Annotated in this window: 19 protein-coding genes and 2 pseudogenes; 6 read left to right on the top strand and 15 right to left on the bottom strand. The window is 54.7% G+C overall.

Annotated elements, in window-relative coordinates:
* Nucleotides 1-31: 31 nt before the first annotated feature.
* From wecC to RLO149_RS21470, 12 genes and pseudogenes are all read right to left on the bottom strand, one after another.
* Entirely contained in the window at nt 32-1,270 is a 1,239-nt protein-coding gene (wecC, locus tag RLO149_RS21530; RefSeq protein WP_013964196.1) for a UDP-N-acetyl-D-mannosamine dehydrogenase, read from the bottom strand.
* Nucleotides 1,263-2,384, bottom strand: coding sequence for a non-hydrolyzing UDP-N-acetylglucosamine 2-epimerase (gene wecB / locus RLO149_RS21525; RefSeq protein ID WP_013964195.1), 1,122 nt, complete (start codon nt 2,382-2,384; stop codon nt 1,263-1,265). The genes wecC and wecB overlap by 8 nt, the downstream gene beginning before the upstream one ends.
* A gap of 159 nt (nt 2,385-2,543) precedes the next feature.
* Complete coding sequence (locus RLO149_RS21520; protein ID WP_148264419.1) at nt 2,544-3,002, bottom strand: class I SAM-dependent methyltransferase; 459 nt, start codon at nt 3,000-3,002, stop codon at nt 2,544-2,546.
* 307 nt (nt 3,003-3,309) lie between these two features.
* Nucleotides 3,310-3,560 (bottom strand): annotated as a pseudogene (locus RLO149_RS21510) (transposase); the annotation flags it as partial.
* A gap of 178 nt (nt 3,561-3,738) precedes the next feature.
* Entirely contained in the window at nt 3,739-4,536 is a 798-nt protein-coding gene (locus RLO149_RS21505; RefSeq protein ID WP_013964191.1) for a class I SAM-dependent methyltransferase, read from the bottom strand.
* Nucleotides 4,537-4,540: 4 nt separating this feature from the next.
* Nucleotides 4,541-5,668 (bottom strand): DegT/DnrJ/EryC1/StrS family aminotransferase, encoded by a 1,128-nt coding sequence (locus tag RLO149_RS21500; RefSeq protein WP_013964190.1) that lies wholly within the window; start codon nt 5,666-5,668, stop codon nt 4,541-4,543.
* A 12-nt stretch (nt 5,669-5,680) separates the two neighbouring features.
* On the bottom strand, nt 5,681-6,463 hold the full coding sequence (locus tag RLO149_RS21495) for a formyl transferase (RefSeq protein WP_013964189.1): 783 nt from the start codon (nt 6,461-6,463) through the stop codon (nt 5,681-5,683).
* The gene (locus RLO149_RS21490; protein ID WP_044025482.1) at nt 6,463-7,707 is read right to left on the bottom strand and encodes a class I SAM-dependent methyltransferase; all 1,245 of its coding nucleotides are present in this window, start codon (nt 7,705-7,707) and stop codon (nt 6,463-6,465) included. The genes RLO149_RS21495 and RLO149_RS21490 overlap by 1 nt, the downstream gene beginning before the upstream one ends.
* Nucleotides 7,701-8,468, bottom strand: coding sequence for a glycosyltransferase (locus tag RLO149_RS21485; RefSeq protein ID WP_013964187.1), 768 nt, complete (start codon nt 8,466-8,468; stop codon nt 7,701-7,703). Before RLO149_RS21485 ends, RLO149_RS21490 begins: the two co-directional genes overlap by 7 nt.
* Nucleotides 8,469-8,502: 34 nt before the next feature.
* Nucleotides 8,503-10,497 carry a hypothetical protein gene (locus RLO149_RS21480; protein WP_013964186.1) on the bottom strand — a complete coding sequence of 665 codons (1,995 nt, stop codon included), beginning with the start codon at nt 10,495-10,497 and terminating at the stop codon, nt 8,503-8,505.
* Between the two features lie 171 nt (nt 10,498-10,668).
* Entirely contained in the window at nt 10,669-11,739 is a 1,071-nt protein-coding gene (gene gmd / locus RLO149_RS21475; protein ID WP_013964185.1) for a GDP-mannose 4,6-dehydratase, read from the bottom strand.
* A 195-nt stretch (nt 11,740-11,934) separates the two neighbouring features.
* Complete coding sequence (locus RLO149_RS21470) at nt 11,935-12,867, bottom strand: lysylphosphatidylglycerol synthase transmembrane domain-containing protein (protein WP_044025481.1); 933 nt, start codon at nt 12,865-12,867, stop codon at nt 11,935-11,937.
* Nucleotides 12,868-13,263: 396 nt separating this feature from the next.
* Between RLO149_RS21470 and RLO149_RS21465 the strand changes: the two genes are divergently transcribed.
* Nucleotides 13,264-14,220, top strand: a complete 957-nt coding sequence (locus RLO149_RS21465; RefSeq protein ID WP_044025480.1) for an NAD(P)-binding domain-containing protein — start codon at nt 13,264-13,266, stop codon at nt 14,218-14,220.
* Between the two features lie 165 nt (nt 14,221-14,385).
* Here the strand turns inward: RLO149_RS21465 and RLO149_RS21460 are convergent, their stop codons facing one another.
* Both RLO149_RS21460 and RLO149_RS21455 read right to left on the bottom strand, forming a co-directional pair.
* On the bottom strand, nt 14,386-15,543 hold the full coding sequence (locus RLO149_RS21460) for an aminotransferase class I/II-fold pyridoxal phosphate-dependent enzyme (RefSeq protein WP_013964182.1): 1,158 nt from the start codon (nt 15,541-15,543) through the stop codon (nt 14,386-14,388).
* 2 nt (nt 15,544-15,545) lie between these two features.
* Nucleotides 15,546-16,778, bottom strand: a complete 1,233-nt coding sequence (locus RLO149_RS21455) for a polysaccharide biosynthesis protein (protein WP_013964181.1) — start codon at nt 16,776-16,778, stop codon at nt 15,546-15,548.
* A 143-nt stretch (nt 16,779-16,921) separates the two neighbouring features.
* On the opposite strand from RLO149_RS21455, the gene neuC reads away from it, so the two are divergent.
* Genes neuC through RLO149_RS21430 form a run of 5 tightly spaced genes read left to right on the top strand, consistent with a single transcriptional unit; the run spans nt 16,922 to nt 21,993 of the window.
* Entirely contained in the window at nt 16,922-18,088 is a 1,167-nt protein-coding gene (gene neuC, locus RLO149_RS21450) for a UDP-N-acetylglucosamine 2-epimerase (RefSeq protein ID WP_083825495.1), read from the top strand.
* Nucleotides 18,089-18,100: 12 nt separating this feature from the next.
* On the top strand, nt 18,101-19,186 hold the full coding sequence (locus RLO149_RS21445) for an N-acetylneuraminate synthase family protein (protein WP_013964179.1): 1,086 nt from the start codon (nt 18,101-18,103) through the stop codon (nt 19,184-19,186).
* Nucleotides 19,179-19,919 carry an acylneuraminate cytidylyltransferase family protein gene (locus RLO149_RS21440; RefSeq protein WP_013964178.1) on the top strand — a complete coding sequence of 247 codons (741 nt, stop codon included), beginning with the start codon at nt 19,179-19,181 and terminating at the stop codon, nt 19,917-19,919. Before RLO149_RS21445 ends, RLO149_RS21440 begins: the two co-directional genes overlap by 8 nt.
* Before the next feature lies 1 nt (nt 19,920).
* The gene (locus RLO149_RS23995; protein WP_013964177.1) at nt 19,921-20,964 is read left to right on the top strand and encodes a nucleotidyltransferase family protein; all 1,044 of its coding nucleotides are present in this window, start codon (nt 19,921-19,923) and stop codon (nt 20,962-20,964) included.
* 9 nt (nt 20,965-20,973) lie between these two features.
* Nucleotides 20,974-21,993 (top strand): Gfo/Idh/MocA family protein, encoded by a 1,020-nt coding sequence (locus tag RLO149_RS21430; protein ID WP_013964176.1) that lies wholly within the window; start codon nt 20,974-20,976, stop codon nt 21,991-21,993.
* A gap of 302 nt (nt 21,994-22,295) precedes the next feature.
* On the opposite strand, the pseudogene RLO149_RS24580 reads toward RLO149_RS21430, so the two are convergent.
* Nucleotides 22,296-22,738 (bottom strand): annotated as a pseudogene (locus tag RLO149_RS24580) (transposase); the annotation flags it as partial.
* Nucleotides 22,739-23,133: the final 395 nt, after the last annotated feature.

Raw genomic sequence — 23,133 nt, 5'->3', positions numbered from 1 at the left:
CTCGCAGGCTCGGTCATTTCTGTACCGCTGATTAAAGTGAGGTAAAATAGAGGGTAGGCGGGGCGAAATCCCACGTCTTGAAGGGCTCGTGCGCCACCAGCACCACGTGCAGGTCCGCCCCTTCGCGAGCCTTGTCCAAAGTCACCAGGTCAGCAGAACTCAGGCTTTCGGGCAACGCCTTGATGTTCGGCTCGACGATCAGGATAGGGCCGTTATGGCGATCCAACAGTTCTTTGACGATATGCAGCGACGGGCTTTCGCGCATATCGTCGATATTCGGCTTGAACGCGATCCCGTAGCAAGCCACCGTCATCGGGCTTGGTCCTTCGTGCGCCGCCACTGCCGCCATGATCTTGCGCAACACCCATTCGGGCTTGCCATCATTCACCTGACGCGCCGTGCGGATAATCTGTGCCTCCTGTGGGGCGCTGGCAACGATGAACCATGGATCAACCGCAATGCAGTGACCGCCGACACCAGGCCCCGGCTGCAGGATATTCACCCGCGGATGCAAATTCGCCAAAGCGATCAGCTCACTCACATCCACATCCAACCGGTCGCAGATCAGGGACAGTTCATTCGCAAAGGCGATGTTCACATCCCGAAAACTGTTCTCTGTCAGCTTGGCCAGTTCCGCTGTGCGCGGCGTGGTCCTGACGCATTGGCCTTGTACGAAAATCCGGTAGAGATCGATAGCCATCTGCGTACAGGTATCAGTGAAGCCTGCAACGATGCGATCATTGGAAACCAGTTCACGCAAAACCTGCCCGGGCAGAACCCGTTCCGGGCAATGCGCAAGATGAAGCGTGCAATTTTCGGGATCCGTATGCGGCAAAATCAGATCGGGGCGTTCTTCGGCAATCCAGTTGCCCACTTTTTCCGTGGCCCCCACGGGGCAAGTACTTTCCAGAATAACCAGATTTCCCGCCGCCAGCACGGGTGCGATTGACCGGCAGGCTGCCTCCACCCAGGCAAGATCGGGTTCTTTGCTTTCCCCGACGAAAGGCGTGGGGACAGCGATCAGAAAAGCATCTGCAGGCTCAGGGGTAAGCGTCGCCCGCAAGTAGCCCTCCGACACGACGCTGCGCACCACGATATCCAGATCCGGCTCGTAGATCTGGACCTCCCCGCGGTTAACCGTTTCCACAACTGACGGTTTGACGTCTACACCAATAACCTCAACCTTGCGCGACGCCAGGATCGCGGCCGTGGGAAGGCCAATATACCCAAGCCCGACAACGGAGATCCGAGAAAACTGCGTCTCATTCATTGTTCATGAACCCTACTATTCGTTCAGACGCCTTGCCATCCCCATAGGGGTTGTGGGCGGTACTCATCGTCTCATAGGCAGTCGCATTCTGCAAAAGCTCTGATGTGGTACTGACAATCATTTCCGGGTCTGTTCCAACAAGCCGCGCGGTCCCTGCCTCTATCGCCTCGGGCCGCTCGGTTGTGTCGCGCATCACAAGAACCGGTTTGCCGAGCGAGGGCGCCTCTTCCTGAATCCCGCCTGAGTCCGTCAGAATTATTTTGGAGCGCGCCATCAAACGAACAAAGGGCAGATAGTCCAGCGGTTCCATCAGGCGGATGTTGCTGCGCGCGCCCAACAGATCGAACACCGGTTGCCGCACATTCGGGTTGAGGTGCACAGGGTAGACAATTTGCAAATCGGGAAAATCAGAGGCGATCTGACCCAATGCTGCGCAAATCCGCTCGAACCCTCCGCCAAAGCTTTCGCGCCTGTGCCCTGTCACAAGCAGAATTTCTTTACCCGGGTCAATGCCGCTGAGCTTTTGTTCTGTGCTTTGGCGGATGGTCTCGTCCGTCTCCAGAATCTCCTGCGCCATAAGCAGCGCATCGATGACTGTATTACCGGTCACAAGGATGTTGGTATCCGGTACATTCTCGCGCAGCAGGTTTTGTCGCGCGCTTTCGGTCGAGGCAAAATGCCAGCGCGCGAGCGCCCCTGCGACGCGCCTGTTTCCTTCTTCGGGCCAGGGAGAGCGCAGATTGCCGGTCCGCAATCCCGCCTCGACATGACCAAGGGGGATGTCGCTGTAATAGGCCACCACTGAGGCTGCAAGGGTCGTCGTCGTATCCCCATGCACCAGGATGACGTCGGGTTTTTCCTCCGCCACGACAGCCTGAAGACCTGTCAGAATGCCCGCGGAAATATCAAAAAGCGTTTGCCCTGATTTCATGATGCGCAGGTTGTGATCCGGCACGATGGAAAAGACATCCAGCACCTGATCGAGCATTTCACGATGTTGGCCCGTGACACAAACGCAGGTCTGCGTGCCGGGATCCTCCTGCAAGGCCTTTACCACAGGGGCCATCTTGATTGCTTCTGGCCGGGTGCCAAACACCAACATTACTTTTCTCAAGGCGTCATTTTCCTTAGTGTCTGGAACCAACCATGCAAAAGCTTGGATATGGCCGCTGGATCAGGCAGAAACGTTACACCATTGACCTAGCGGGTTGTCCAAACCCGTGCAACCCTAGCACAGTTGCGCACCGCACAGAGCGTATCACGGCGGGATGGGTCACATCGCTTTTCGTGTGAAAATGGTAATCTGGCTGCCTATGTTCGCGGCAAACGGGGTAGGCGACAGAAAATCCTGACGTTCAAACGTTTGCTGGTATTCGGCCCAGATACGCTCCAGTTCTGCCTGATACCTTGCGTAGTCCGAGTTGTCGAGCAAGACCACCCCGCCAGGAGCGACACGTTCGACGCTCTTACGCAGGCAGGCCATGCGGGCGCGGCCATCCACAACCACCAGATCAAAGTAAGCCGTTGGAAAATCGTCAATGGCCTTGACGTAAGTTTCGAGGGACTGGGCGGAATATTCTTGTCGGCCCGAGGCATAGGCCGGGGCCTCTGCGGGGTCAGGCACGCAAAGTTTCAAAGTAGGCTGTGTCTGCCCCTCACCCAGCGCGGTAATGGCTTTGGAGGCCAGGCCAAACCATTCTGTATCGTGTTCTACAGAAATGATCTCGCGCACACGCGTGCTCCAGAAAACCGTTGCCCCCCCATGCCCCATTCAAAAACCTTGAAATCAGGCCGGACCTTCTCATTCAGATAGGAAATGGCATCATAGGCAATCTTGGGTAGCCCGTGAGACAAGGGCGTGACGCCAACCACTCTGCGCGGAGCGGCTCAAACTGCGGATAGCGTTCCAGAAAGGCATTCCCGAGGTGTTCGTTCTGCTCCGGCATATTACTCCGGACAGGCGTATAAAGATCCCGGTGCAGGCCACTTGTGTAGGCGATGTCCATTTTGCTGCGCGCGGCGAACGGATCTTTGGGGGCAATGAACCTAAACCTCATTGCTTTAGGCCCGCGAAGAACTGGGTGGCCTTTTTTAAGATTTCCCTCTCCTTCTTGAGGGGCAGGACTTCACGTCGAAGTCGATCATTCTCTTTGGCGAGCTCTAAATCCTCTTTCGAAACCAAGTCTGTGTCTCGGTGCGCCGTGATCCACTTTTTCAGCGTCGACATTCCGACACCAAGATCATTAGCCACCTGCTTACGCGTAAGCCCACTCGTCAGCGCAATACGCACCGCATCCTAGCGGAATTCGTCCGTCCGTTTCAGTCCCATAGTCAATCTCCTTTGTTGCAGTAAATGCTATCAAAGGAGCGGCATCAAACCGCGACAGGTCCATGTGATAAAACCGGTTTAAGTGGCCTGAGAGCGTAGAGAAATCTTCGGGTTAAGCGAAACTTGTTCAGCAACCTCGTTATGAGCGGGTCAGTGTATAAAAAACGAGTGAACTGCCTTCACCAGTTTTGAGCCGGGAATAAAACCCGCCAACCAGTACGAATATCAAGCCCGCATAGAGTTTGCGAAGCCTGGGGAAAAACAACCAACGGCCGACCGTTTTTTTTGCCACAAGCGACGGCCCGGCAAAAACGATCAACATATCGTAAAATGTCGAGAAATTTGGTGATGCATAGGGCCGTTCTTCGATGACTTCCAGTCCCGCTTCGGTGAACATTGACCGCCACCCGTCCAATGAATGGGCATGGTGGTGACGCCAGAATGAATTGTGAAATTTAGCATAACGTTCCTCCAAACCGTTCAGCCCAAGGGCGCGCAGGAGTCGGGCGGGCGCTGTATTGTGTTCCAAACGGTCCGTAGGGATTGTGATGTAAAAACGACCACCCGGCGCCAAAAGCCGATGGGCCTCTTTCAAAACTGGCACAAGGTCCGGGATGTGTTCCAGAACAGAATTCGACAGTATCGTCTTGTAGGCTCCATCTGGTTTGGGGATATTGTCTCCAGGACAGGCCAGAAGTTCCGCGTATGCGTTCATCTGCTCTGCGCGGGCGATTTCTTCTGGATCCAGATCAATGCCGGTTTCGATTTTTTCATGAAAAAGAATATGCGCGAAAATGCCATCTCCACAACCAAGATCAAGCATTGGCTGCTCAAATTCATGTTCGCTCAGAATATCGCACTCCATTGCACGCTCAAAAGCCAGCGCTGTCGGCACCAGTTCAATGTAGCGGCGCAGAAAGTCATCTTTGAATATCACTGGTCTATCCTTGCTTCGTTGCGTTCAGACAGTGGATCAGCCTGTCGCAAACTCTGTCTATTTCAGCGTCCGTTAGTCCGGGAAAAGTCGGGGGAGAGATAATGCTGGCACTGACATGCATGGCATGCGGCGAGGGTAGGCACTCATACTGCGACATCATGCTGAGCGCATAAAATCCGGGCCGGGTCTCGATGCCTTGCTCGGCCATACCGGCCATGATGGTATCGCGGCGTGCGCGCACCGTCTCCAGATCACGCGTATCCGTCAACTGTACTGTCATTGCCCACAGAACTGGGTCGACTTCAGCATTGAAGCGCTGCAGGCGGATACCCTCGACACCCTTAAGGCGGGCACGATAGCTGGCATGGATACGCCTCCGATCGGCTAGTATCTCATCAAGTTTTTCAAGCTGGGCACAGCCAAGAGACGCCTGCAAGTTTGTCAGTCTGAAGTTGTGACCTGCAACATCATGCCAGTATCGTTTTGTCGGGTTCATCCCATGATCACGCAGCTTGCGCATATCCGCGGCAAGTGCGTCGTCATGCGTGACCACCAGCCCGCCTTCGCCGGTTGTGATCGTCTTGGTCGCATGCATGGAAAAGGTACCTACATCGCCCAACGTGCCGGCAAAGCGGTTTTTGTAGCGCGAAAAGGTAGCCTCTGCCGTGTCCTCTATGACGGCCAGACCAAGTGAACCCGCACTTTCGCAAATTGCATCCATGTCGGCCACGTTGCCGTATAGATGCACCGGCAAGACTGCTTTGGTGCGCGGACCGCACAGGGGTGCGATCTTGGAGGCGTCAAGAAGCCATGTTTCCGGATCAACATCGCAGGCGACAGGTGTCGCACCAACTGCCACAACCATATTTGCAGCGGCAACAAAGGTGAAACCAGGCACAATGACCTCGTCGCCCTGCCCTATGCCAAGGCCGCGCAGAGCCAGTTCAAGAGCCGTGGTGCCATTTGAGACTGCAAGCGCGTGATCGATATACATTGCTTCGGCCAGTTCGCGCTCCAACCGCTCGACATAAGGGCCGCCCGAAATCCATGAAGATTCCAACGCGTCGATCAGCATGGCTTTCTCGTTGCCAAGCAGATTGGGCTTTGCCCACGGAAGAAAGGAATGTGTCATATAAGATCAGCCCTAAAAGAACCTTCGACCCCGCCTGCGAAAGGCCCGCACAGCCGCGCGCGTGGGCATCGGATAATACGTGCCCAGCCCAGCCGGTTTGCGTGTTTTTACTGTTTCCCCGTCAATATCGGCAATAGCGCGCATAAACAACTCTGCTGCACTTTCTGTGATGGCATCATAAACATCGTGCATGCTGTCGTCGGCTGCTATGGGAACCCATTGTTCCTGAAGCACCAAACCGTCATCCACCCGCTCTGTCAGATAAAAGACACTTGATCCAATCCGTTCATCACCGTTGGCCATTGCCCAAAAGAAAACCTCGAGGCCCCGGTAGTCGGGCAGAATGGCAGGATGACTGTTGATTGCTGCGATCTTTGGGACGTCTAGTATCGGTTTTTTGTAGATGTGCATCGTATACAAAGAGACCAATAGGTCAGGTGCAAATTCACGCGCGAAGGCAACCGCATCATCTCCGTTGATGTCATCCGACTTGGTAAAGGGAATGGCCTCCGCTTCAAGTTGCGCCTCAAGGGTGTGGCCCTTCCAACGATAACTGTACATTTCCATGGCGCGTACAGCGCAAAATAGGATGCTGCTTTCGCGTAGTAACTTCCAAACGGAGGAAAGGAATGACTTGCGGTAATAAATACCCTCGTTGATGATTACAGCACAATCGACATCTGGATAAGCCTGACGAACACCGTTGAACAGATAGAGTGACCCGCGATTGTCATGCCCGCAAAAGAGAATACGGCGCACTCGCCTGAGTTTGTTCTCTTCAACTTGTTTATCCATCAAACGATCTCGAAGGTCGGCAATGGAAAAATCAGCGTACCGCCGTTTTCAAGGAACTCACTTTCGCGCGCAATGAATTCATCCCGGAAATGCCAGGGCAGAACGAGAAAGTAATCCGCCGCAGCGCGGGCTTCGGCTTCTGGGACAATGGGAATACCTGTGCCCGGTGTGCGGCGCCCAAATTTAATTGGATTTTTCTCAGCACATCCGCTGAGCAAATCGCATCCAAGGTCAAGGTACTGCAGCAGCACATTGCCTTTGGTCGATGCGCCGTAGACATAGACTTTCTTGCCATCGGCCACGACCTCTTCGATGAAGGCTTTCAGCTTGGCGTTGTTCTGTGCGACACGTTCGCGAAACGCTGCAAAGGGTGCATCGGTCGACAGGCCAAGTTGGCTCTCACGGTTGCGCAACGCCGACAGGGAGGCTTCGTTGTTTTTGTAGTTTGCGTCTTGATGGCAGACCCAGATCTGGAAGCTTCCGCCATTGATATCGTTCAGACTGACATCAAAGATACGGAGCGTTTTCTCCGAAACCAGCTGGTCGATCTGTGCCAGCGCATAATATTCCAGATGTTCATGGCAGATCGTATCGTAGGAATTTGCCTCCAGCATGGTCGGCAGGTAGCTTTGCTCCAATACCCAGATGCCGTCCTGTGCTAAAACCCCTGCAATATCACCGACAAAAGCGCCCGGGTCCTCCAAGTCGTAGAACATGGAAATCGACGTGATGGCGCGCGCTTTTTGTCCCAGAGATGCAGCATGAAAGGTGTCCGCATTAAAAAACGCCGTGTGCACTTCAATGTCATCGGAATAGAAGGCGCGGAAATTCTCGGCCACGGGGTCAATTCCCAATCGCTTTATGCCCTCGACAGGATAGCTTTTGAGAAGGGTGCCGTCATTGCAACCAATGTCCAATGCGATATCGCCCTGTCCCAGCCCCGCACGTTCCGAAATTTGCCCCGAAATGCCTGACAGATGATCTGTCATGGTTGCATTTATGCCCGAGCGATAGCCGTATGCGTCACTGAACATTTCACCGACATCAACAGAATGCAGCAACTGCACAAGCCCGCAGTCCTTGCACCGGACGAGTTCCAGTGGCGCTGATGCAGGGTCAGGCTCACCTACTGCCGGAAAGCGACCTGTCAGCGCCTGAAGCCCAAGATCGATCACGGGTGCCAGATCGCCACAGCGACAAATCCTGCACTGTGAAGTTTCGTGGTAAGGAGCCAGTGTCACCATTTTCCCATCGCCTTTTTATATGCCAGCGAAATTACTTCACGCGTGTATTTGACAAAGATTCGGGTAAAGCGCGTCTTACTCTCGCCGCCCTTCCGTTCGCCATAATAAACGGGAACCTGAATGTGTCTCATTTTAGCACGCTGTGAGAGCAGTAAAAGCCGGAAAAAGTAGTCCCCATAGCCCCAGAAAATCTTGTCGAAATCCAGATCGGTCAGCTTTTCCCGACGAATGGCAAAAAACCCGCTCAGGTTGTCATCCATACGTGTTCCCAGCATCAATCGCATGAAAATATTGTATACATAGCTGAGATAGTACCGCGGTAAACTCGACATGCCGCCTCCGAAAATGAACCGTGACCCAACGCATAGGTCAACATAGCGTGTCACCTGAAACAACAGCACCGCGTCCTTTGGTTCGTGATTGAAATCGGTATCCATTACGAGAATTACGTCGCCGGTGGCTTGCTCTATTCCGTCGCGAATTGACATAGCCAGTCCGGGTTCCGCCTGTCGCGAAATCACTTTTACGCTGGCCTCCCTCGCGAAGGCCTGCTCCACCGCCTGCGCCGTTCCGTCGGGCGATCTGTCGTCTATCACAAGGATCTCACATGTCGCGTTGATTTCACCGAACCTGTGCAGAAGATCCTCTACCAGCAGAACTATGTTTTCACGTTCGTTAAAGGTTGGCAGAACGATGCTGATCTGCGCGCCTGTGATCTTTGGGCCGCGTAGAACAGTGGCTTGATTGTCTGATTGTGTCATCTTCTTACCCGGTGAGCCTGACCAAATTCAATACTCAGGGAGTACTTGTGGAATTTTGCCTGTAAATCCTACGTTCCTTCGATTGCCAGACCAGTTGCCAGTTTGCAAGGGCATTCTCGGCCATCAGTTTCTCCTCGAAAGATGACACAATAAGTGTTTGAATGCCCTGTTTTTCTAGGAAGTCGTCTACAGGTGTCTGGTCAAAGACAGCAAGCATTTTCTCCACGAATTCTTCGGTGACACTCCATTGATCCTCCCCCGTTCCAGCAATCAGCGCGCCATCGAATTGGCGCACATATGGAAAGTAGATCAGAGCCAGGGCGATACGGCTCGCATAATAATCATCCTCAGACAGCAAGGGTGTCGAACGTTGGGCGCGTATGGAAGAGCGGCGATCGCGCTCTGTCTCAAGCGACCGCCGCACCCAGCTTTCGAACGTCTCGCGGGGCAGGCCAAACGTCTTCCATGTCGCTACAAAGCGTGCCACTTCGGCCTCGGGGCGGCGGTTGGCCAAATCTGCCGAACTAAATACCGTGCGGACTTGGGCAAGATAGACTGCGATAAATTCAGCATCCGCCCAGTTCAACGCAACGACGGTCTCACGATCAGCATTTTCACGGAGCCAGTTATAGGCCGCCCATTGACCGGCGGGAACAAAGCGGCGTTCATCGGTCAGGTTGCGTTCCAGAAGCGATGAAAATCCAACGACAGGCAACAACAGCGCCCCTGCAATGAAAAGGGGCTGCTTCCAACGTGATACCTTTTGTCGAAACGCACTGGTGGGCGGCTGTTTGGTTTGCGCGACTGATCTCTTTTCCAGACGCAGGAAACAGACGGTGACAAGCACCATAAACCAGATGTGGTCGATGCCTCTGTACAGGAAACGGTCCGCATATAGCGGCGGAAGCAGGGACGACAAACTCACAAGCAAGGCTGCAAAGCCGGTGACCAAAATGAAGCGACGCAGAACAGCATTGCCCCATACGAGCCACAAAGCGATAAGAAATGAAAAAAGGTACTTATTCATCAAAGTACCGGGGACTGCCGAAAGTTTCACATTCGCCAGCAAGCTGCCGTTAGCACTGTAGACGGCAGAAATAAAAGTCGTTTCATCAAAGGCAGAGAGAAACGTTTGGGGGACGCCTGTTGCGAGCAAAAACGCCAGCGTCACAAGTCCAATATAAAGAAAATGCCGGAAACCGCGCCATTCGCGGGTCAGAAGGTGAATTGCAGAAAAGCCGACAAGCAGCAGATAGGCAAACAGCGCATGTGGCGGGTAGGTAAAGGCCATCAAACAGGCAGCAACCGTCGCCAGAGCACTGAGCGCTTTGCTTCGATGGCGATCAACCTGAATGAGCAGTGCTAAAAAAACCGTAAGAAAAGCAAAAGACATGGCCGGCATCAGGAACCGGAACATGTCGCTATAGGAGTAATAATCGTAGGGATCCTTGGCGTTGTCCAAGGCGCGGTCGAGGCGGCGATCCGCGAGCGATATCCAGTCATCGATGCCGGACAGCGACATGGATAATGTGCCGACCGGAATAGCCCGCCAGAACTGGAAGTAGAATGTCACAAGAATACCGACAAGCACTGCAGCCACAACCTTACCTCTCAGGCTACGGTAAATGACGAATGCAAAAAGGAAATTCAGTACGCAAGGCAGCCAAATCGCCCACAGCAGAGGAATTCGTGGATCAGAGAAAAACAACGCGGGGATGGCCGCGACCGCATAGCTCATCCATCGCAACTCTTCAGGACTTGATGTAACCCCATCAGGAAGCTGGTTGGCAGGCAAGGGCGGGATATTACCTTCTGCCACCTGCTGGATCATCGGCGCATAGAAATACATGTCACCCAGGCGGTAATTACTGGAATTGAACGGGGTCCAGATCTGACCGTCCCGCCCCAGATAGGCAGGCACCAATTCCGGCGCGAGAACGATGATCGATACAATCACAATCATGGCTACAGGCAGAAGAACATTTCCCGCCTGGGCAGGCTGTCTCATGGGGTTTGGCAATTTGTCCATTTCAGACGCGAAGTCCCCTTTGGTTCCGATTAAGCCATAGCGCGCAGTGAACTCGCCTGCGATTTGCGTCGGTCAACCCCGTCCTTACGTCCCGGTGAAAGGCTGGCGTAGAGGTTGTCCGGCGCTGCAGTACATTTTCATTCACGTGCTGCCCAACCAGTTCGCGACAGTCTAGCGCGGTAAATTAATTGCCCGTCGTTCATGACGCATCCGCTCGAAGTCAGATGACACCATTTCCGCGACCATTTGCTCAAACGACGTCGTAGGCTCCCAACCAAGACACTCTTTTGCTTTGCTTGCGTCCCCCAACAGAAAATCGACATCCGTGGGGCGGAAATACTCGGGATCCACACGGATCAGCGTGCTCCCGGTCTTTGCATCACGCCCGGTCTCATTCTTGCCGTTTCCTTCCCAGATGATCTTGCGGTCCACTTGTGCAAAGGCTGTCTCAACGAATTCCCGTACCGTATGGCTGATGCCCGTCGCGAGAACATAGTCATCCGGCTGCTCCTGCTGCAACATCCGCCACATACCTTCCACGTAGTCTCTGGCATGGCCCCAGTCGCGTGACGCATTGAGGTTTCCCAGCAAAATGCTCTCCTGCTGTCCCATTTCGATTGCGACGACTGCCCGGGTAATTTTACGCGTTACAAACGTTTCTCCGCGAACAGGGCTTTCATGATTGAACAAAATGCCATTGGACGCGTGAATACCATAAGCTTGGCGATAATTTCGGATGATCCAGAATGCGTATAATTTTGCGGCTGCATAGGGACTACGTGGTTCAAATGGCGTGGTTTCAGATTGCGGGCGTATCTTTGTGTTTCCGTATAGTTCGGACGTAGACGCCTGATACATTCTGACGGATTTTTCCATACCCAGAATGCGAAGAGCTTCCAGCAGACGGATCGTCCCCAGTGCATCTGAATCCGCAGTGTATTCGGGCGTCTCGAAACTGACGTGCACGTGGCTTTGAGCAGCCAGATTATAAATTTCCGTCGGTCGGGTGTTGTTTATGACACGGATCAGTGACGTGGCATCCGTCATATCGCCAAAATGCAGAAACATCTGCGCGTCCTGATCGTGCCGATCAACATAAAGGTGATCAATGCGTTCGGTATTGAACGAAGAGGATCTTCTTTTTATGCCATGAACGACGTAACCCTTGTTTAACAACAGTTCAGCCAGATATGCGCCGTCCTGCCCCGTCACACCTGTAATCAAGGCTACTTTCTTTGACATGATACTCTCTCATTTCCAAACCAACATGAGGTTTTCAACCTGTTGGCTTTGGTCCAAACCGCTGTTTCGGTAAAACAAACTGATATGGGTGTCCAGACGCTCATCCTTGCGGCGCAACAACTGATATTTTTCTCTCTGCTCTGAAACTTTTCAAGGTTGAAGTACCTTTCGAGCTGGGGCGCATGGATACTGCCCTCAACCACGGCTGCGCAAAACCCACAGGAGCGCGCCGGGGACCGCCCAGATCAGATTGATCAGGCCAACTATGATCGCAACGGTCACGGCAATGGAAGGCGGGTAGCCGAACACAACAAACCCGGCTGCCAACCCTGCTTCCCGCACGCCCCAGCCACCAATGGATATCGGCAGCGAGGATACCAGCAGGACAGTTGGCACAATCAACGCCATATCCAACAGGCTGATGTCGACCCCCAACGCGTTGGCGCAGATGGTTGTGACCAGCAGGGTCGAGCCATGCACACCAAATGAGATGCCAAGACAGGCAAGGGCTATGACGCGTGTCTCCACCAATTGCCATGCGGCCCGTGACAAGTCACCGCCAGCCTTGAGTATGCGTGAGCGTTCGAAAGGAAGAGGCAGGCGATGCAGTACAAAGAGGCAAACCAGCCCGGAGCCGCCAATTGCAATGATTGTAAATGCTGCTAGCCTCAGACCGGGTTCGTCGAAGCGCTCCAACAAAAACGGCTGCCCTATGATGATCAGCAAGAGCAATGCAGCCAACCCGACGATCCGGTCCAGCAAGACGCTGATGACGGCCTGGTCAAGCTTTAGCCCAGCCCGTTTCGCCTCCCAGCTCCGTACAACGTCGCCACCGACCGATGTCACCAGCAACTGATTGAAGAAATGACCGATCAGGGTAACGCCAGTAGTCACCTGCAAACTCAGTCTGCCGCCGGTTGTGGGGATCAGAAGATACCAGCGCAGTGCATTCAGTAGCAGCGAGACCAGGACCAGAGCCACGCTCATCGCAAAGACTGGCAGGAAATCCCACGTCAGCAGCCTTAAAGACGCGGGCACATCGAACATATAGAGCAGCCAGGCCAGAAGACTTACCGTAAGCACCGCACGGATCAGCAGCCCCAGAGACATGCGTGGTTTGGCGGTCACAATCTCTTCGGAAGCTTCAAAACCAGCGTTCTGCGACGGGCCTATAGAGTTTCGAGGCAAGGTTTTCGTTTCCACTCATTTTATGCAAGTGTTGCGATTTATATTGCGAACGCCCTCTGAGACCGTCGGCAGGCTTGGACGTGGAGGATAGATAAGTTCTCTGCCTTTAACCACTTTAAGGAGATTAAAACAAGAAAGCAGGGGATAATATTCCCACGCTTTTGCTGATAGTCTGGGAATGGTTTCAACTCCGGAGTGTAGAGCCTTGCTGTTTCGACAGGTATAAACAATCCCGTTAAACGGTTTGCTTGCCCGATACGCATATTACAGTTGACCCCGGTAGGTCGCTCTGGTGACAAGGTCAAAACAGTTCCAAATGCGAGAACGCAGATCACCATGGACATCATAATCATTGGCGCGGGCAGCATGGCGACTGCCTATGCAAAGACACTTCAGCACTTCGGCTTGCCTTTTCGTTGCTTTGGCAGGGGAGAAATGTCGGCCCGACGGTTCGAGGCGGAAATCGGGGTTCCGGCCGGGACTGGTCCGCTGCGTGATCAAATAAACGCAACGGATGTCACCGGCGCGCATGTAATCGTGGCCGTAAACCTCAACCAGCTCTCCGACGTTTGCGCAGCACTCCTTGAGGCACGGGCGCATGCAATCCTGGTCGAGAAACCCGGTGGCGTTGATTTGGCTGATATGCAGGGCCTGGCAGTACGTGATTTGCAAGACCGGATCCGCGTTGCCTACAACAGACGGTTTCTAAAATCCACGCAAAAGGCGGGTGAGATCATCGCCTTGGATGGCGGACCGCAGAGCATTCATTTCGAATTTACTGAATTGCCTGACCGAATTGAAGCCTTGGATGTTCATCCGCCCGAAGTACTGGCAAACCTGCCCTACGCAAATTCGTCCCATGTCTTCGACATGGCGTTTTATCTTGGGCAAGCTGCGGATGATCTGAGCGATGTGTCGATTTCCGGTGCGGTGCGGCAAGGCAGTATTCCGTGGCATCGTGACGGATCTCGTTTCGCAAGTTGCGGGACGATCGCTGAACGCTCTCTTTATACTTGCTTTGCAGACTGGCGGTCGGGCGGCAATTGGAGTGTCGAAGTCACCACGGCCAACAGACGGCTTCGGCTCAGGCCCTTGGAAACCCTGACCCAGCAGATGCGAGAGACATTCGCAGTAGGTTCGGTAGACTTTGATCAGGATCCGGACGGGTTGAAGCCCGGACTGCCCGACATGGTTACGGATTTCATCTACCATGGTGGCCGCCAGCTTCCCTCCATGCGCGCTCAACTCGCGCGGATGAAGATCTTTGCTCAGATGCTGTGCCGCGATCACTGATCCGTACCTGAATGTAGCAGGGCACTGAGGCTGGATCGCAATGGGATGAGACAGAATGCATGATTATGCGAGGCTCGGTTGGATTTTATTGGCGATCCCCGAAGTCCTGCGTCAGTCAAAGTGCAGCGGTGTTCGATCGCGCAAGGGCAGCAGCGCCAGTGCCGCTCAACTCATTTTCTCAATCGCGGATCGAACGACCTCAATCACATGAGTCTGCTCAGCGCAGGTGAGATGCGTGGAGCAGGGCAAGGGCTGCACGTTCCCCCAGATCATCTCTGCATGGCCGTTCACCATGCGAGGGCATTTCAAATAGGGCGCTTGCATGTGAAGTGGTTTCCAGAAACTGCGGGCTTCAATACCGCTCGCGACCAGCGTCTGGCGCAAATGATCCATCTGTTCTCTGGTTGCTTGCGGTAGATATACGCCAGAAAGCCAATGCGAGCCGCAGGTGTCGTCGACAGAAGGGAAATTGAGCGTTCCGGTCAAATCCTCAAAGCTTTGGGCATATCTTGCCGCGATCCTCGCCTTTGCATCGAGAAACTCTGCCAGTCGTTCCAGCTGTGCGACACCTACCGCCGCCTGCAAATTGGTCATGCGATAGTTAAAGCCTACGATATCATGGTCATAGGCTCCGCCGACACGTGCCGTGGACGTTAAATGCTTAATCTCGCGCCCGCCCTGCTCTGCGGCAGAAATAAGCGCCCCACCGCCGCCCGACGTGATGAGCTTATTGCCGTTGAATGACAATGCTGTCAGATCGGCTCCCATTTGTGCAAGTTGCCTGCCCTTGTAGGTTGCACCGATCGCGGCTGCCGCATCTGACACGGTTGGCACATTATAGCGCCGCGCGACCTCAATGATGGAATCCATATCAGCAGGCAGTCCCATGGCATAGACGGGCATGATCGCCTTGATCTGCCCGCCTGTTGGGGTGTAGCGCAAAGCCCCCTCTGAATCTCGGTGGCAATTGCGGCCGAGCAGTTCCGCCAAAAGACCCGCATCAAGGCCCCAACGCGCCACGTCCACATCAATGATAATTGGTGTTGCGTGACAGTGGGCAACCGCATTGGCTGTCGCGATAAAGCTCAGCGAGGGGATGATGACATGGTCACCGGGCCCCACGCCCAGAAAGTGCAGTGCTGCGTGCAGAGCGGTCGTGCCTGCAGATGTCGCCACGGCCCAGGCTGCCCCGGTCGCATGCCTCGTTTCCGCTTCGAAACGATCCACAAACGGGCCGACCGACGACACGAAAGTCGAAGAGACGCATTCCGCAAGGTATTTGCCTTCGTTTCCGGAAATGTTGGGAACGCACAAAGGAAGCATATCTATACCCTCTGATCCAGGTTGAGCCCGGTTTCCTTGTGGCTTTGGAGAAAAGCCGGCTCTGCGCGAGCAATCAGAGCCTTGAGGGTTTCCTTTGAAACTGGCGCATGTTCGGCGTTCTCAAAGACTTTTTGCATGCTGTCCATCACCTCTGTCATGATCCTGGGGTCGGCCAGCGGCAGATAAGCTACGCCGGAAAGCGCATCATACCCAAGATCGATACAGCTTTCCCCTTGGGCCACGAATTCCTCATATGGTTTTTCGCCGGAGGTCGAAAGCTCGGTCAATAAGAGCGGCCAGTGTCCCGATGCCTTGTCCGCCAGAACAGCCGCACAGGCCTGCGCCTCGTCACGATACTGCCGCGGCGCATAGCCCTTGGCGACAAGGAAGCCTTCGGCGATCTGTTGCATATCGATCAAAGCGGTCTCAGGGTCGAGATTAGGGACAACGATATGACGGTGCGGCGCAGTCGTTGCCGCCAATAGACACAATTGCCCGCTCTCTTTGAGCGACACGAAATAGCGGCGCGTCTGCATTGGCGCGGCGAGGGGCTGGTCTTGTTTGAGGCGGTTCTCGAAACTCTGCAGCAGCGAGCCATTGGAAAAGGCCACATTGGCGAAGCGGGCAGAGGTGATCGTGCAACCAAGCCCGCTGGCCAGGCCGGCATCGAACATCACATGCTCCATCACCCGTTTGGAGGCGCCCATGAAAGAGGTCGGATTGGCGGCCTTGTCGGTGGACACACTGAAATAGCGCCCGCGAAACCCAGTCGCATCCAAAAGCGCCATCAATCGGGCCTGTTTAACGATGTTGGTGTCAAACATCTGAAGCGCTGAATAACTGTCCTTTTCTGATCGCACATGTTTGATCGCTGCAAAGTTAAGCACGAGGTCGTAGGGCCCCTCGTTCCGCACGAACGCCCTGAACTGCACCGATCCGTAGTCCAAAGGTAGGGAACGCAGATCCGGGATCTCCAGCAAAGTGTCAGAAGACCGCAGGCTGCGTATCATTTCCGCAAGATCGTTTTCGTTTTGATCGACAACGTGCAAAGCGGCGGGACGAAAGCCTAGAATTTCCCTGACAGTCGCACTGCCGATCGAGCCGGCTCCCCCGATGACCAGAACACGCGCGCCGTTCACAATACGTGCGATCTCGGGACGTTTGGCATTGATATCGCTTTGGAACAGGCTCAATTCGCGTCCTGTGGCAAGGCTTGACAGGTCCCTCTGCACCATCATTGGCTCCTTTGTTGGTGAAGCGCATCGTCTCGCGCAGGCATACCTCGTCAAACGGTGGAGAAAACGTCCCCTGGCCTGTAGCGCGGCGAAGTATTCCATACTATAACTGATCCAGAAACAAAACCAACACGGTCGACTTTGTGCCACGAATCAACCTGCATGTGACTTGCATAACAACCAGTCGTGCCGACTACTCGCTTCAGCGGTGGCCGATGCGGGGGATTTTGGATGCACAGGGCATGCGGCTCAGCATTGTCGCGGGTGGCGGACATCTCGCCGCGTCGCAAGGATCGACTCTTTCGGAAATTCGTGACGACGGCTTTGTGATTGATGAAAGCGTAGAGATGTATCTGGACAGCGGGTCGGCGAGTGGTCCGGCCATCGGAGCAGGGCTTGCCGCCATCGGTGTAGCGCAGGCCTTGGAGCGGCTGGCGCCGGACTGGGTGATGCTCCTCGGTGATAGGTTCGAGGTTCTGGGCGCGGCAACGGCAGCAGCGCTGTTGCGCATTCCCATCTGCCACCTTTGCGGCGGTGACATCACCGAAGGCGCCTATGACGATGGGTTCCGGCACGCGATCAGCAAACTCAGTCACCTCCATTGCGTCTCGACCGCGGAGGCTGCGCGAAACCTGATTCAAATGGGCGAAGAGCCGTGGCGGGTTGTGCAAACAGGTAGTCCCGGCCTTGATGCGATTGATAAGGTGCCCCAGATGACACGGACGGAGGTCTTCGCGGCGCTTGAGCTTTCCGCTGATGCGCCCACCGTGCTGGTGACCCTACACCCCACGACCCTGAAGGATGATTTCGGGCGGAGTGAACTGGACGCCCTACTCTCTGCGTTCAGCGCCCGCCCACCCCTTCAGATTGTCTTTTCGGGGGTCAATGCGGATGCAGGCGGTAGTGAATTCAATGCCATTATACAAGCCTATGCGCGCCAAAGGCAGGGTGCTGTTTTCAAGCAAAGTCTTGGCCAGACATTGTATCTGAACACTGTCCGTCAAATGCAAATGGTGATTGGCAATTCTTCCAGCGGACTTTACGAAGTGCCTAGCTTTTCAGTGCCGACAGTCAATATAGGGGACCGACAGAAAGGGCGGCTGCGCGCGAGTAGCGTTTTTGACTGCACCGGTACCCAGAAAGCGATTCTAGCTGCGATGGACGCGGCAGCGGCATTTTCAGAAACGGAGGTGGTCAATCCCTACGGTTCGGGCAACAGCGCGCAGCAGATCGTCGCGGCCTTGCAATCTGTATCAGGGGATCATTCATCCAAACAATTGCTGACCAAACGCTTTGTCAGCCTGCGATAGAAAGTCCGCACGGTGCAGAACACAAAGATTACCCTCATTGCCGAGGCAGGTGTGAACCACAACGGCGATCTTCAAAAAGCCCTTGCTTTGGTCGATGCTGCGGCGGACGGCGGTGCCGATCTGATCAAATTTCAAACCTTTTCGGCCAAATCGATGGTCACCAAATCAGCCGCCTTGGCTGACTATCAGGCACAACAGATCGGGCCCGGTAAATCACAACTCGACATGCTGCTCGATCTGGAGCTTGACGAAGCAGCGCATCATAAACTGATCGTAAAATGCCAATCCCGCGGCATCGGATTTCTGTCGACGCCGTTTGATCTTGTCAGCCTCGATCTTCTGACGAACAGACTTCAGCAACGCCTTTTGAAAATTGGCTCTGGTGATCTCAATAATGGACCGCTGCTTTATGCGGCAGCGCAAACCGGATGCGATATCATCTTATCCACCGGCATGTCCGATCTGGGCGAGATCGAACGCGCGCTTGGTCTGCTGGCACTGGGATACAGCTCCACGCCGCCCACCGCGCCGCGCCGTCAGGACATGAATATGGCTTGGTCCGATGCCAGCTTGCGCGCCGCGCTGCATGAAAAGGTCACGATTTTGCATTGTGTGTCGAACTATCCGTCCAGTGCAGGTGCCACCAACCTCAGGGCGCTTGGCACCATTCATTCTGCTTTCGGCCTGCCGGTTGGGTACTCTGATCACACGCTTGGCGGAACCGCAGCGATTGCGGCAGCTGCTCTCGGCGCATGCTGCATAGAAAAACACCTGACGCTGGACAAGACGCTGCAAGGGCCTGATCACGCAGCCTCGAGCGAACCTGACGAACTGGCGCTGATTTTTGCCGCGATCCGGGACGTGGAGACGATGCTTGGCTCAGGGGTCAAATGCTGCATGCCAGAGGAACGCGGCACCGCAAAGGCCGCACGCAAGCGACTGGTTGCGGGCCAAGACATCGCCAAGGGCGCGCCTTTTACGCTGGACAACCTCACGACCAAGCGCGCCATATCGGGGGCCGATCCCTTGGCCTATTGGGAGCAGCTGGGCAAAGTAGCGGCACGCGAATATTCCGAAGGCGACCCGATAGATGACTGAGAGACTGTGTGTCATTCCCGTACGCGCCGGATCGAAGGGCCTGCCCGATAAAAACATCCGTGAGTTCCGTGGTAAACCGCTGGTCGCTCATAGTGTTCAACAGGCCATCGCCGCCAACATCTTTGCGGAGGTTGCGGTGTCCAGCGACAGCGATGCCTACCTTGAAATTGCACGACAGGCCGGCGCGACCCGCTGCCTCAAGCGGCCGGCGGAACTGGCGAGTGATACAGCAGGCTCAATAGAGGTGGTCGCACATGCTCTCGTGGCCTGCGAAGAGGCAGCGCAGAGGCGCTATGGCTCAATCACGCTGCTGCAAGCGACATCCCCGCTGCGCGAAGGCAGGCACATACGGGAGTCCGTCGCCCAGCTTGAGGAATACGGGTTCGACAGCGTGCTCAGTGTTACGCCTGCAAAAAATTCCCCCTATTTCAATATGCTCGAATTCGATCATCACAGCGCCACGTATGTCCTGTCCAAACCGCTCGACGCTGGTGTGCTGCGACGCCAGGATGCACCTGAGGTTTTTCAGTTGAACGGCTCGATCTACGTCTGGTCGCGGTCAGCATTTCTGTCTCAGGGAAAGTCGATCTGCGACAGAACGGGTATTTACGTGATGCCTCCGCTGAATTCGGTCGATATAGATACTCAAGACGACTGGGCATTCGCCGAGCTGGCAGCTAAGCTGCTGGACGAACGCAAGGCGGACAAACAAACGGCGGATCGAGGGCAGTAGTTTGAAAGATTTTCTATCCATTCTCGCCGCACCAGAGGATGAACTCCAACGTATCCTGAAGATTATCGACAGTTCCGCTTTGGGATTCGTTCTGGTGGTTGGTGACGGTAACCGCTTGCTGGGAACGATCACCGATGGTGACATGCGACGCGCCTTGCTTCGGGGTGAAGCGATGAGCACACATGCAATTGATCTGATGAACCCCTCGCCGCGAAGGCTTCAGGCTGGCGCGACCCGTATAGAGCAGCAGAATTTTCTGGTGCGCCACAGGATCAACTTTGCCCCGATCGTGGATGACGCAGGTTCGGTCACTGGCGTCGCGGTGTCTGCCCACTTGCCCGGCAACACCCTCGACAATGTCGCTGTGGTTGTTATGGCCGGCGGGCTCGGCTCACGTTTGGGGGACCTGACGAAGCACAAACCAAAACCGCTGCTCGACGTCGATGGGGAACCTATTCTCGAAAAGATTATCAAAAGATACCGCGACGATGGGCTGAAGGACTTTATTTTCTGTGTCAACTACAAAGCCGAAATGATCCGGGAGCATTTCGGATCAGGCGACAGGCTCGGGGTGAAAATTGACTATGTCGAGGAAAAGAAACGGCTGGGTACGGGGGGGGCGCTATCGCTGATAGACGTGGCGGAATACGACCACTTCTTTGTGACCAACGCTGATATCATGTGTACGACAAATTTTCGGGACATGCTTGAATTTCACCTCGACCAGGACTCTGACGCGACCATGGCTGTCCGGGAATACGAAATGCAAATCCCCTTCGGCGTAGTCGAAACCGAAGGATTCGAGATAAAGTCGCTCAGGGAAAAACCGACGTATAAGCATTTCATCAACGCAGGTTATTACGTGTTAGACAAAAGCGCTCTTGCACATGTGCCGCGCGCAGAATTTTTTGATATGCCGTCGCTTTTCGATGTCTTGCGAGAGAAGAAAATACGGACACGGATCTATCCGACGACCGGTGATTGGATCGATATTGGTCGGCCAGAGGACTTGGAACATCTGCGCCGCAAGACCAAAGAGAAATAGGGTAGTATCATGGCAAAAACCTTTGGAGTCGTAGGCCTGGGGCGCATGGGCTATCGTACCGTGCTTGCCGGACGCGCGGCGGGGCTGGATCTGGCTGCGGTTCTGGATACTGCGGAAAATCCTTGGGGAGTGACGCAAGACCCGTCACTTGCACATACGCTCGTTGATACGCTGGATACCTTTCTGGCGCGTACGCCCGACGTGGTCGCGATCTCTACGACTGCGGACAGCCATGCGCCCTTGTTCCAAGCCATCGCAAAGGCCGGGATAAAGACGGTTCTGATGGAAAAGCCGGTCGCCTGCTCTGTGTCCCAAGGTCTGGAGATGACATGTATCGCGCAGGAACAGGATATCCACGTCATGGTCAATCACAATCATCGTTGCTGGAGCGTTCTGAAATCGATCCGGGCACTTGACGGCGATACACGGTTCGGACGGCTGAAGTCATTCGTCATTGTGCAGGGCGCGGGAGGACTCGGCAATCTCGGTACGCATTACTTCGATCTGTCCAACTGGATGTTCCGCTGCACTCCAGACTCCGTGGCGGCCATAGGCACGGAGCCCGAAGCGATTAACCCGCGCGGTGAACGCTTCGAGGACAAGGGCGGTGCGGTGCTGGTCAGCTATCCGGACCAACGGCGCTTGTTGTTGGAAATCGGAGACGACATCGGCGTCATCGGTGGCTACGAGTTTCGGTTCGAGCGCGGACGCGTTTTGATGCCCTTTACGTCGGATCCTCCGAAAGCCTACGTACGCAAAGCTGAGACGCAAGCGCTACCCAAGCATTTTTACGGCGCTGCTTTGGAAGAGGTGCCCCTGGCGGACTTCGTACCTGGAGACGTTGTGAAGCATACGAGTGACGTCTTCAAAGACCTCTCGGCGGGAGAGCATGGCAACGGTGCAACCCTCTCCGAGGCGACCGCTGCCTTGGAAGTCATGATCGCCGCCCGTTTGGCCATCGAGAGATGCGCCGTCGTGCACCTGCCTCTAACCTCTGCAGATCGCGAGACGACCTACACGCTCGCGTGATAGATTATCACCCTTCTTCGCGGTGCTCGTCTCCAATTCACATCTGTGGATGCCCCCGTTAATGCAAGTTATTTTTGAGTACTTTGGGAATGTGAACGGATGCAGTCACTTGTCAGGCCTGTTGATGCGGCGCTTCAGATGCCACTGGCCGGTATGGAGATACGCGGTTAAGTTCCAAATCAGAGTGGCGGGTTGATTATCCCACTGTGAATTCCTGATTTTACTGAACCCGATCTTTCCGATCATTTACCCTTACACTCAAAGACCTCCTCACATTCCCGACGTACCGCCCACCGCGCCTCTTACGCGGCGGCGATGGGCGGGTCTCTGTAATCTTCGTATTTCACCAACATAGCCCATAACCGGCGCGCTATCCACTGACCGGCAAAACATGCACAGCATGTGTGACAGGGATGTTTGCGAGCGCAACAGCGACGACCATACGTGATTTCCTTGCAAGCATCCTTTGGAGCCACGATCCTTCAGGGGCACCTTTGTGGACCGCCACCTTCACGACAGACATGGCACCGATGACCAAGAGCCTGCGGATATCTCTCTGCCCCATCTTCGATGTTCGGCCTAACCTTTGCTTTCCGCCCGTCGAATGCTGTTTCGGTACCAGCCCAACCCAGGCTGCAAAATCCCGACCCCTACGAAAGATCTCCATGGGCGGGGCGAAAGCAAAGACAGCCATGGCCGTGATTGGGCCGATGCCTGGCATGGTTTGGAGACGGCGTGCGGCATCGTCTTTTGTCGCTTCGGTACGCACCTGTTTCTAAAGCTTGCTGATCTGATCAGTATGCGTAGCAATTCGGTCAATGTAGATCGACCCAATGTCTGTGACTATCTGTGGCAAACCATTCTTAGGATCTTCCAGAACGTCCTTCAGGCGTTTGATATTAGTCGCAGCCTTAGGTGCGACCTTACCAAACTCGGAGAAATGAGCCCGCAGGGCATTGATTATTTGCGTGCGTTGTCTCAGGAGCAGGTCACGTGTCCGGAACAAAACCGCCCGACTTTGCTGGTCATGGGTTTTCACAGCGACTGTTCGCATCGTCGGACGTGAGGCAGCTTCGGGAATCGCTTCTGCATCAGCAGCATCGTTCTTATGCCGTTAGACGAAAGGCTCCACATAGATAG

It is taken from the genome of Roseobacter litoralis Och 149 (genome assembly GCF_000154785.2).
GTDB lineage: Bacteria > Pseudomonadota > Alphaproteobacteria > Rhodobacterales > Rhodobacteraceae > Roseobacter > Roseobacter litoralis.
This window is presented reverse-complemented; position numbering and strand designations above follow the sequence as displayed.

What these genes read in the sequence shown, in the direction of transcription:
- wecC (WP_013964196.1), bottom strand. Translation starts at nt 1,270, where the DNA reads ATGAATGAGACGCAGTTTTCTCGGATCTCCGTTGTCGGGCTTGGGTAT.
- RLO149_RS21500 (WP_013964190.1), bottom strand. Translation starts at nt 5,668, where the DNA reads ATGACACATTCCTTTCTTCCGTGGGCAAAGCCCAATCTGCTTGGCAAC.
- RLO149_RS21495 (WP_013964189.1), bottom strand. Translation starts at nt 6,463, where the DNA reads ATGGATAAACAAGTTGAAGAGAACAAACTCAGGCGAGTGCGCCGTATT.
- RLO149_RS21490 (WP_044025482.1), bottom strand. Translation starts at nt 7,707, where the DNA reads ATGGTGACACTGGCTCCTTACCACGAAACTTCACAGTGCAGGATTTGT.
- RLO149_RS21485 (WP_013964187.1), bottom strand. Translation starts at nt 8,468, where the DNA reads ATGACACAATCAGACAATCAAGCCACTGTTCTACGCGGCCCAAAGATC.
- RLO149_RS21480 (WP_013964186.1), bottom strand. Translation starts at nt 10,497, where the DNA reads ATGGACAAATTGCCAAACCCCATGAGACAGCCTGCCCAGGCGGGAAAT.
- gmd (WP_013964185.1), bottom strand. Translation starts at nt 11,739, where the DNA reads ATGTCAAAGAAAGTAGCCTTGATTACAGGTGTGACGGGGCAGGACGGC.
- RLO149_RS21465 (WP_044025480.1), top strand. Translation starts at nt 13,264, where the DNA reads ATGGACATCATAATCATTGGCGCGGGCAGCATGGCGACTGCCTATGCA.
- RLO149_RS21460 (WP_013964182.1), bottom strand. Translation starts at nt 15,543, where the DNA reads ATGCTTCCTTTGTGCGTTCCCAACATTTCCGGAAACGAAGGCAAATAC.
- RLO149_RS21455 (WP_013964181.1), bottom strand. Translation starts at nt 16,778, where the DNA reads ATGGTGCAGAGGGACCTGTCAAGCCTTGCCACAGGACGCGAATTGAGC.
- RLO149_RS21440 (WP_013964178.1), top strand. Translation starts at nt 19,179, where the DNA reads ATGACTGAGAGACTGTGTGTCATTCCCGTACGCGCCGGATCGAAGGGC.
- RLO149_RS21430 (WP_013964176.1), top strand. Translation starts at nt 20,974, where the DNA reads ATGGCAAAAACCTTTGGAGTCGTAGGCCTGGGGCGCATGGGCTATCGT.